Genomic DNA, 10,045 nt, shown 5'->3' with positions numbered 1-10,045 from the left:
AGGAATCTGACGACCCAGACACTCAAAAAGCGGTCACTGAAAACTGATGAAAACCGGACAATCTAAACTGATAAAAAGCGGTCAAAACTCACCGTTGTTGACATGATCGCAAAGCCCGGGCACGGCACATTGAGCGCGAGCGATCCGATGTATGTCTTCGCGGGCAATGCCGAGTGACGCGAGGGAGTCGACCAGACAAGTCTCGCGAATTTTGGCGTGGCGCTGACAAATGCCCCGACCTTCCTCAGTATTTCGAAAGAAGGTCTCTTGCACTTATTGTCCTCGGCGACCAGCCTTAGACCACCAACCACCAACCACCAACCACCAACCACCAACCACCAACCACCAACCACCAACCAGCAATGTCGCAACAGCATTGACCCAATCATTGGCCATTTGAAAAGTGATGGGTTGATGACGCGATGCTATCACGGTGGTTTCCCCGGGAACCAGGTTCACGCAGTATTGTGTGGCGGGGGTCTGAATTTGAGGAGAGTTTTGAAGAAGCTAGCCTAACTTCTTTGGCCTCGAGAAAAGTGGCACAACCTGGCTACCTTTTGGTTGTTTTATGCTCAATCCAGAGGGTGAATTCTGGTTTGAATACCTCCGGCATCCAGATGGGGGCTTGAAAAGGCCGATTTTGCAAGTTGATTACTGAAGGCAAAGGGCTGTGTGTCACTGCAGGCGGTCATTAGGATCGCAGGCTACTCCGCACATTTTCCGGAGGACGGTAACCTGAAGTGCATATCATTTCATCTATGAGTGAAAATGGTCAGAACTATGCCCTTCTTCCCGCAGCGCTCACATCAGGCCCCAACATATGCAGCCGGATGGAAATCTGAAGTATGTACGTGTGAGGGCTGTCTTTAGTACAAGTGCTTGGCCCATCAAAATTCATAATTTTGCGGTCGATTTATTTATCTATTTTTATTGACCATCCGGATAGTATGTGTTTTATTGGTCAAAACACGCACTCACTACCAACAAAAAACGTGGGAGAAAGAACGATGCTTGAACGACAGGATTACGAAGAGTTTCGCAAGGCGGTGAGGCGTCTGGCCGAAACCAAAATTCAGCCTCATGCTGCGGACGTTGACGAAAAGAAGCGATTTCCGGAAGAGGCACTTGACGCATTCAAGGAATTACAACTGATTGCGCTGCCTTTTGATGAAAGCATCGGTGGCCAGTCTGGGGACGTGCTGGCCCAATGTATCTGTTTGGAGGAAATCGCCCGTGTCTGTGCCACCTCGTCACTGACGCTGATGGTGATCTGGGCCGGGCTTGGCCCGATAGCCTCGTTTGGTTCGCCGCAGTTGGTCGAAGAGGTGATGAAGCCGGCCATCAATGGAAACATCGTGGCCTCCATCTGTCTGACTGAAATTCACGGCGGCTCTGATGTCTGGGGTGCTCGCACTCGCGCCCAGTACAAGGATGGCCAGTGGGTGCTCAATGGCCAGAAGCGCTACATCACCAATGCCAGCCGCTCCGACTGGTACTCGGTCCTGGCACGTACCGGTGAAAACAGCTTTGGTGTGTTTGCTGTGCATAAATCTGACCCCGGTCTCTCCTTCGGCAAGCTGGAATCGAAGATGGGTGTGCGGGGCAGCCCCACTGCCGATGTAATTTTTGAAGAGTGCCGGGTTGACGATTACCGGCTCCTCGGTGACTCGAAAGAAGGCCGCCAGTACATCACTGATTCACTGGCCTATACCCGGCCGTTAATTGGGGCTCAGGCGCTCGGTATTGCCCAAGGGGCACTTGATGCTGCCATCAAGTACGTTAAGGAGCGGGAGGTTTTTGGCCAGCAAGTGGCACGCTTTCAAATGATCCGCGGCACCATTGGCGACCTGGCAACCGAAATAGAAGCCTCCCGCCAACTACTTTATCGCTCCTGTGAAGCAGTTGAAAACAAAGAGCCCGAGGCCCGCACCCTAGCCTCTATGGCCAAGCTATTTTGCAGCAATGTTGCCATGAAAGTGGCCACCGAGTCCGTACAGCTCCATGGCGGTGCAGGTTATCTGACCGATTTCCCCGTCGAGCGCATGATGCGTGATGCGAAAATTACTCAGATATACGAAGGAACCAGCGAGATCCAGAAATTGATCGTCGCTAAAGCCATGCTTTCAGATTAAGGCGAAAACCATGATTGCCCAGATTAACTACCTGACCAATATCCGCTTAGGCACAGGCGCAATAGCTTCACTGAATGATGAGCTGGCAAACCTGAAAGTAAGCAAGCCGCTGATCATCACCGATGCCGGCTTGTCATCAACCGGCCTGCTTGATAAGGCGAAGGCAACTGCCAAGCTTCCGGACAATGTTGCCATTTACGATGGCACACCTGCCAACCCAACTGAAGTGGCGGTGGAAGAGGCCCTGAAAGCTTATCGTTCTAACAATTGCGATAGTATTGTTGCCATCGGAGGCGGCTCCAGTATCGATCTTGCCAAGGCCGTAGCTTTGCTCGCAACCCATAAGCCGCCACTGCGCCAATATGCGGCTATCGATGGTGGCGTTGCCAAAATCGGCCCAACCGTCCCCCTGGTTGCAGTACCCACCACCGCAGGTACCGGTAGCGAAGTAGGCCGGGCATCCCTGATAACGTTGCGGGACGGCCGCAAGCTAGGATTTCTTTCCCCATACTTGATCCCAGACTTGGCCATTTGCGACCCGGAACTGACACGCTCACTTCCGGCCAACCTAACCGCCGCAACCGGGATGGATGCTATTGCCCATTGCGTTGAAACTTACTTGAGCCCCAAGATCAACCCGCCGGCCGATGCCATTGCGCTGGACGGTCTGCGCCGAGCTTCGAAGTATCTGATTCGTGCTGTCAACGACGGAACCGATATGGAAGCACGCAGTGAAATGATGATTGCGGCCCTTGAAGGCGCGCTGGCATTCCAAAAGGGCTTGGGGGGGGTTCACTCCATGTCCCACGCCCTTGGTGGCCTGAAGGAGCTTAAGCTCCACCATGGCACGCTGAACGCGGTGTTGTTGCCCCCGGTACTGCGTTTTAACCAGAGTCATTGCGGTGACAAATTTGACCACCTCAAGGCCGCCATGGGCCTAGCGGCCGATGCCGATTTGCCAGCAGAATTCGAGCGTCTGAATGCCGAGCTTGGCATGCCGAAGAATCTTCGTGAAATGGGTGTGCCGGACGAGGTGCTCGAGGATATGGCCCAGTTTTCCGAAGAAGACCACTCCACCGCCACCAATCCGCGTCCAGCGTCGGCTGAGGACTTCCTCGCCATGCTGAAAGAAACCATGGGCTGAGATTGTGACCGTGAGGAGTTTGATATGACTGGCCAGAATTCAATCTTGAAAGGCACGCGGGTACTGGACCTGACTCGCCTTGCACCAGGCCCATACGGCTCAATGTTGCTGGCGGATATGGGGGCAGAGGTTATTGTTGTTGGCGGCGGTCGCTCCGGCTTACCAATTGACAGCTACCGACGTGGCAAGCGTTTTATAAACCTTGACCTGAAAAGCGAAGAAGGTCTTGATGCCTTCCGCCTGTTGGCTGCCAATGCGGACGTCTTGATGGAAGGTTTTCGTCCTGGTGTTATGCATCGCCTGGGCCTCGGCTATGACGCACTCAGGCAAGACAACCCCAAACTGGTGTACTGCTCGGTGACCGGCTACGGCCAAGATGGTCCACTCGCTCAGGAGGCAGGCCACGACATCAACTATGTTGGTCTTTCTGGCGCCCTTGGTGCCATGGGCCCGCTCGATGGGCCACCAGCACTGCCGCTGAATATTATTGCGGACTTTGCCGCGGGCGGGCTTTACGCTGCCTATTCTATTCTCGGAGCCCTGCTGGAGCGGGAGCGCTCGGGACTAGGCCAGTTCCTGGATGTCGCCATGGTAGATGGCTGTCTTTCCCTGATGACAATGCACTATTCGGACTGGGGTAAACCAGTGCTGCCTTCTCGTGGCAAAGGACTGCTGACCGGAGAGGCTCCTTTCTACCGGTGCTACGTCTGCAACGACGGCAAATACCTAGCGGTCGGGGCTTTGGAAGGCGCATTTTTCACAAATTTGTGGCGGGGGCTGAACCTTGAGCAACCAATGCCAGATCACATGCGGCCGGATACTTGGCCCGCCATGACTGAGCAGTTCGAGCGACTATTCGCCAGCCGGTCCCGGGACGCCTGGGTGAAGCACTTCGAGGGCCGGGATGCCTGCGTTTCACCGGTGTTAGCGCCAGATGAGGTGTTCGAACACCCGCATGTGCAGGTTCGATTCCCTGGCAGCGACAGCTACGCTACTCCGGCTATTCCCCACTATTCCCGAACCCCGACCATGCCAGGTGTTACTGATGGCACGGACGATTCGTATGCGGTCCTCCGAGCGTTAGGTCTGTCAGAAGCGAAGATCAACAAAGCTGTTCCTGAAACCTCGAACGTGACAGGACTGGAGTGGCCACCGGTTAAACCCAGTCAACCCTGAGGCTGCAGAGCCAAGCCGTCACAACAGCCCATAACAACAAGAACTGGACGGATCACCGTCAGGGTGAACCGGCCAATTACGCAAGACTGAGAGGAGTTCAATAATGAAAACGCTTAAAAACCCTATCAAGGTGGCTATTATTGCCGCCAGCCTAACCCTTGCTACCGGTAATGCCATGGCCGAGGAAGTAACCTGGAAAATGGCCACGCCCTGGGGCGGCGGTCCCTGGCTGGAGAGGGATGCTAAAGGCTTTGCCAAGAATGTGGAGGACCTTACCGGTGGACGCATAAAAATCAATGTCTTTCCGGGCGGTACACTTTCCAACGCCCTGAAAGTCACCGAGGCTGTCAACCGCGGTGTTGTTGAGATTGGCCACAACTGGATGGCCTATGACTGGGGCAGGGACCGAACCACTGCCCTGTTTGCTGGCTACGCGGGTTCTCCTACTCCGGAAGGCTATCTGATGTGGCTTTACGAGGGTGGTGGCCTCGAACTTTGGCAAGAGTACCGTGATAAAGAGTTCAATGTAGTGTCCTTCCCCTGCGCGATTATTGGCACGGAAATTTTTCTGCACTCAAATAAGAAAATTCAGACCCACGAAGATTTCAAGGGTCTGAAGCTGCGTACTTCCGGCGCCTGGGCCGAGATTGCATCAGACCTTGGCGCCTCCACCATTGTGATGCCTGGAGCCGAGGTTTATACGTCGCTTGACCGGGGGGTTATCGACGCCACTGAATGGGGTAGTCCGGAAATCAACAAGCCGACCGGTTTCACCGATATAGCTAAGTATGTGGTCGTACCTGGCATGCACCAGCCCGGCGGCGTCCTTGAGTGCGAAATCAACAAGGACGTCTGGACTGGCCTGTCCGAGGAAGACCAGCAGGCGATCGCCACGGCGGCAAGGCTCTCCATGTATGAAAGCTGGAGTGCCGGTGCCAATGCTGATCTCTCCGCATTCAAGGAGATGACCGAAGGTGACAATGAAATTGTGCACCTTGATCCGGACTTCATGGCGACAATTGAAGAAGCCACGAACAAGTGGGAAGACGAGCAGGCCGAGGACAATAAGTGGTTTGCCAGGGTGCTTAATTCCCTGAGGGACTTCGAGGATCAATTGGCAGTCTGGCCCGAGTATCGCTTTCCCATCGGCGGTAAGCAGTAACAACAGGGTGTTACCCGGGCCTCTATTTCTATGTACGAGGCCCTACGTTGTAAGAGACACGATGCCCCCGGCCCAAGCCAAATTGCTCCCGGGCCGGGGTCATCGGCAGCAACAAGGCATGCATAATGAAAGTTTTCAGCTTCCTCGGAAAAACTGTGGATGCGTTCTCGAAAGCCGCTGCGCTAATCGGTGCATTGCTGATCGTGCCGCTGATCGGCTCGCTGACCTATGAGGTCGTTAGCCGCTATATCCTGAACTCACCAACAGCCTGGGCCTACGAAATGAGCTACATGTTCATGGGCTCAATTTTTCTATTGGGCATGGCGTACGCGCTGAAGGTCCGCCAACACGTCAACGTAGATCTCTTTTATGCCATTATGCCGCCGCGAGGCAAAGCGACCATGGACATGATCGGCCTGGCCATCTTGTTAGTGGCGCTGGTCTGGATCGTTGACGCGTTATTTCTGTATGCGCTGGAGGCCTACGAGTACCAGGAAACCTCCGGAGCTTCAGGCTGGAATCCCGTGATCTGGCCGTTCCGGACAGTCTGGGTTATCGGGTTCGGTATCTTAACGGCGCAAACCGCCGTCGAGCTGGTACGCTCCATTGCCGTCCTAATTACGGGCGACGAGGGGCCGGAGGTGTGGCATGAGTGAATACATCGGATTCTGGATGTTCCCGGTCCTCCTGATTTTCCTGCTGGGCGGTTTCCCCATTGCGTTATCGATGATCTGCACCGCGTTTATCTTTGGTGTTATGCAGTTCGGCGCTTCGGCATCATTCCAGCTGATTTCCCAGATTGATAGCGTGGCAGGCAACTCGGTACTGGCCGCAGTGCCCCTGTTTGTCTTCATGGGAGCTTTCCTGGAGAAAAGCGGTATTGCATCCAAGTTGCTTGAGGCTATCCATATCTGGACATGGCGACTTCCCGGCGGCATGGCTCTTAGCACCATTATCATGGGTGCCATCTTTGCTGCCATCAGCGGAGTGGTAGGCGCCACAGAGGCCGTGATTGGATTGCTAACCGTCCCGGTTATGCTGAAACACGCCTACGACAAACGGCTGATTTCCGGCACCGTGTGCGCCAGTGGGTCGCTGGGCACGGTAATTCCGCCTTCCATCACAGTGATTGTGCTGGGTCCGGTTGCTAATGTTTCGGTGGGTGAGCTGTTTGCCGGTCTGCTGTTGCCTGGCCTGATCATGGCTGTGCTGTTTGGTCTTTACGTGGTTGGTGTTGCTGTTGCCAAACCGGCCATGGCTCCCCGCACGATGGAGGGTGGCCCCAAGTACAGCCTTGGACAGAAACTGCGAATAACTGCAGTAGCGCTAATTCCGCCCTCAATACTTATCTTCGCCGTGCTCGGCAGCATCCTTATGGGTGTTGCTACACCCACGGAGGCAGCTGCATGGGGTGCGCTGGGAGCGGTTGGTTTATCGGCTATCTATCGCACGTTTACCTGGTCCTTGTTTGGCAACGCCCTCATGAAAACCCTGCTAATAACTACAATGATCCTGCTCATCGTTCTGGGCGGCAGTATGTTTGCGGGGGTGTTCTTTGCATCAGGTGGGATGTTGGCAATCCAGACGCTGCTAAACGACCTGGGTATCCCAGCCTGGGGTGTGATTGCATTGATTCTGCTTCTGACATTTGTAGCTGGCTTTGTCCTTGACTTGATTTCGGTGGTGCTGATCGTCATCCCGATTGCCATGCCTCTTGTGCTGAACCTTGGCTTTGACCCGATTTGGTTCTGTATCGCCTTCCTGGTGGTACTGCAAACCAGCTATCTGACTCCACCCATGGCACCGTCAATATTCTATCTTCGAGCGGTGGCGCCGCCGGAGATCACCCTACGGCATATGTACAGCGGAGTTATTCCGTTCATTATCCTCCAGATCATTACCTTGGCGGTGGTGCTGGTATTCCCGGAGTTAGCGACCTGGTTGCCAGATGTGCTGCTGGGTTAAGTGGCCGGAGCTAAAACTTTGGAAATAATCCAACCACCGGTGACGATCAGCCACCGGAACATACGAAGGAGATCATTATGACTGTATCAGGACATCAATTGATTGGTCAGACCAGCCACCAGGGCGACCAAGCCGCCCTTGAACCGGTCGACCCGGCTACTGGAAAGCGCCTGGAGCCAGACTTCCCGGGCGCCAGTAGAAAAGATATCGAGCAAGCGTGCAGCTTGGCTCTGGAGGCTTTTGGTGAGTACCGCGAAACTTCTCTGGAAGCACGGGCCAATTTTCTCGAAACTATCGCCATTGAAATTGAGGCCCTTGGCCCTGGGCTGGTTGAGCGGGCGATGCTTGAAACTGGCCTGCCGAAGGGCCGAATTGAAGGCGAACGTGGTCGTACCTGTGGTCAGCTCCGGTTGTTTGCCGCGGTAGTGCGTGCCGGTGAGTGGCTGGATGTCAGGGTGGACCCGGCATTGCCGCATCGCCAGCCAATGCCGCGGCTTGACCTGCGCCAGCGACACATTGCTGTGGGGCCAGTTGCGGTTTTCGGGGCTAGTAATTTCCCGCTAGCGTTCTCGGTAGCGGGTGGCGATACTGCTTCAGCGCTGGCAGCAGGCTGCCCGGTGGTGGTCAAGGGCCACCCTGGCCATCCTGGCACATCGGAATTGGTAGGCCGGGCAATCCAACAAGCGGCCAAAGCCTGTCAGATGCCGAATGGCGTATTTTCATTGTTGTTTGGTGTCGGTAACGAGATCGGCCAGGCTCTGGTGGCGAACCCCTGCATCCAGGCGGTTGGCTTTACAGGATCGCGGCGTGGCGGGTTAGCCCTGGCAGCGATTGCGCAGCAGCGCAGCGTACCGATTCCGGTGTTCGCTGAAATGAGCAGTATTAACCCGGTATTCATCCTGCCAGAAGCTGTTGCGGCCCGTACTGGTAGCCTTGCCAAGGAATTCGCAGTATCCCTTAGTATGGGTGCAGGTCAATTCTGCACCAACCCGGGGCTGATCATTGGCTGTCGTGGCAAAGCCCTTGAAGCCTTCAAACAAGCTGCCACGGATGCTGTCGCGCAAGCGGATGCTCAGACCATGCTGACATCGGATATTCATGCAGCCTATACGCAGGGTATTGAGCGTTTATCCGGCAATGCCAACGTCCAGTGTCTAGCGAGTGGAGAGGAAGGCGTAGTCTCGAACGCCTGCCAACCCCGTTTATTTACCGCCCATGCCAGCGACTTTCTCATAGATGAAACATTGCAACAGGAGGTTTTTGGGGCCGCGTCCTTGATTATCGAGTGTGAGGGACTGGAGGAGATGCAGCGCGTTGCCGAGAGCCTCGAAGGACAGCTCACAGCCACTCTGCACATGGATGAGGGCGACATGGGGGCTGCGCAATCACTACTCCCAATATTGGAAACGAAGGCTGGCCGGATATTGGTCAATAGCTGGCCGACAGGTGTAGAAGTCTGCCATGCCATGGTTCATGGGGGGCCTTTCCCGGCCACCTCTGATAGCCGCACCACATCGGTAGGCAGCGCGGCTATTCGACGCTTTCTCCGGCCAGTATGTTATCAGAATTTCCCCGACGCCCTGCGCCCGCATGCCCTGAAGGAGGCAAACCCTTATAGGCTGCACCGCTTGTTGGATGGTGAGCGGGAAGCATAGATGTGACAAGCTAGGGTGATGGGCCCGGCCGCTAGAGCGTGCCGAGCAGATAAAAAGCACGATTTAGCGGCACTTTCCATTTACTGTATTATATACGAATGAACCTGTGCGCAAGCTGGAAACCATTTATTCGAGAGTTTGAATTCATTTAGGAAACAAAGTTGACTAAGACGGGCAAGAAACTTAACAAGAACGAAATATCTCGTGAACGCAGCATGAATCGGTTGATACAGGCTGCATTCGAATTGTTTGTGATACGCGGATACCATGCCACCAGCCTGGAGGCTATTTCATCAAAAGCCGGCCTCACTAAAGGCTCGGTTTATTTTTACTTTGGCAGCAAGGAAAAGCTGATCCTGCACATGTTTGAAGTTCTTCGTGAGGATCTTGTGGATGGTCTGGTGGCCACTTTGAGAAATCCTGTCGGCAGCCATGTGGACCGCATCATCCGCTATATCCACAAGGGTGCTGATTTTGGCGCGGAACGGCCCAACGAGCTGCTCTTCATGATCCAGATAGCCATCGAATTCGCTCGCCAGGAGAATGTCATCGCCACGGAAATCAGGGAGCTATACGGAGATGTACACGCCGCTGTCGAGGCGGTGGTCAGCGAGGCCCAGGCCGTTGGTTCGATGCAGTCAGACATTGACGCACGCTCGTTCGCCTCCATGATCGTGGCGGTCCACGATGGCATGATGTTGGAGTGGCACCTGCGTGGCGCTGAAATTAGCGGCCCCGATCTGGTCAAAAATGTGCGGCGCATGTTGTTGCACGGTATCGGCTAAGCTATCCCATTGGGTTTATCTAATGC

At 54.8% G+C, this 10,045-nt stretch carries 8 protein-coding genes and 1 pseudogene; all 9 read left to right on the top strand.

Annotation, left to right across the window (positions count from 1 at the left end; translation table 11 throughout):
• Nucleotides 1-357: 357 nt before the first annotated feature.
• A pseudogene (locus AXW11_RS11920) lies at nucleotides 358-513 on the top strand (IS5/IS1182 family transposase); the annotation flags it as partial.
• Nucleotides 514-1,007: 494 nt separating this feature from the next.
• Nucleotides 1,008-2,132, top strand: coding sequence for an acyl-CoA dehydrogenase family protein (locus AXW11_RS11915; protein ID WP_091644414.1), 1,125 nt, complete (start codon nucleotides 1,008-1,010; stop codon nucleotides 2,130-2,132).
• Between the two features lie 13 nt (nucleotides 2,133-2,145).
• Nucleotides 2,146-3,276: a 4-hydroxybutyrate dehydrogenase gene (gene gbd / locus AXW11_RS11910; protein WP_091644449.1), complete on the top strand. Its 1,131-nt coding sequence runs from the start codon at nucleotides 2,146-2,148 to the stop codon at nucleotides 3,274-3,276.
• Between the two features lie 24 nt (nucleotides 3,277-3,300).
• A complete protein-coding gene (locus tag AXW11_RS11905) occupies nucleotides 3,301-4,452 on the top strand; it encodes a CaiB/BaiF CoA transferase family protein (protein WP_091644416.1) in 1,152 nt (383 codons plus the stop codon).
• A 103-nt stretch (nucleotides 4,453-4,555) separates the two neighbouring features.
• A complete protein-coding gene (dctP, locus tag AXW11_RS11900; protein WP_091644419.1) occupies nucleotides 4,556-5,614 on the top strand; it encodes a TRAP transporter substrate-binding protein DctP in 1,059 nt (352 codons plus the stop codon).
• Nucleotides 5,615-5,739: 125 nt separating this feature from the next.
• Nucleotides 5,740-6,270 carry a TRAP transporter small permease subunit gene (locus AXW11_RS11895; RefSeq protein ID WP_052479391.1) on the top strand — a complete coding sequence of 177 codons (531 nt, stop codon included), beginning with the start codon at nucleotides 5,740-5,742 and terminating at the stop codon, nucleotides 6,268-6,270.
• Nucleotides 6,263-7,579, top strand: a complete 1,317-nt coding sequence (locus AXW11_RS11890; RefSeq protein WP_041332862.1) for a TRAP transporter large permease — start codon at nucleotides 6,263-6,265, stop codon at nucleotides 7,577-7,579. The genes AXW11_RS11895 and AXW11_RS11890 overlap by 8 nt, the downstream gene beginning before the upstream one ends.
• Before the next feature lie 77 nt (nucleotides 7,580-7,656).
• Nucleotides 7,657-9,234, top strand: a complete 1,578-nt coding sequence (locus AXW11_RS11885) for an aldehyde dehydrogenase (NADP(+)) (RefSeq protein ID WP_091644422.1) — start codon at nucleotides 7,657-7,659, stop codon at nucleotides 9,232-9,234.
• Between the two features lie 215 nt (nucleotides 9,235-9,449).
• The gene (locus tag AXW11_RS11880) at nucleotides 9,450-10,019 is read left to right on the top strand and encodes a TetR/AcrR family transcriptional regulator (RefSeq protein WP_143071181.1); all 570 of its coding nucleotides are present in this window, start codon (nucleotides 9,450-9,452) and stop codon (nucleotides 10,017-10,019) included.
• Nucleotides 10,020-10,045: the final 26 nt, after the last annotated feature.

It is taken from the genome of Marinobacter sp. Hex_13 (assembly GCF_001566815.1).
GTDB classification, from domain to species: Bacteria; Pseudomonadota; Gammaproteobacteria; order Pseudomonadales; family Oleiphilaceae; genus Marinobacter; species Marinobacter salarius.
Note: the sequence above shows the minus strand (reverse complement) of the source record. Positions and strands in the feature narration are given on the sequence as shown.